Source organism: Aquirufa beregesia (genome assembly GCF_011090385.1).
GTDB classification, from domain to species: Bacteria; Bacteroidota; Bacteroidia; order Cytophagales; family Spirosomataceae; genus Aquirufa; species Aquirufa beregesia.
The window spans coordinates 1-255 of record NZ_SEWW01000063.1; the positions used below are offsets into that span (position 1 = coordinate 1).

Genomic DNA, 255 nt, shown 5'->3' on the forward strand with positions numbered 1-255 from the left:
CTGAAAGCATCTAAGTGCGAAACTGACCTGAAGATGAGTATTCCATGAAGGGTCCGTGTAGACGACACGGTCGATAGGCTACAGATGTAAAGGCAGTAATGTCAAAGTCGAGTAGTACTAATTACCCAAAAGCTTACTTTTATTAAAAACATGCAACGACTGTTTATTTTATCTCACAATATGGAAAAAGGCTAAGACCTTGCAAGATTTATGGAGCCGATAGGACGGGTGTTCACCTCTTCCCATCTCGAACAG

At 41.6% G+C, this 255-nt stretch carries 1 rRNA gene; it reads left to right on the top strand.

Annotation, left to right across the window (positions count from 1 at the left end):
• Nucleotides 1–141, top strand: a 23S ribosomal RNA gene (locus EWU23_RS13910); the annotation flags it as partial.
• Nucleotides 142–255: the final 114 nt, after the last annotated feature.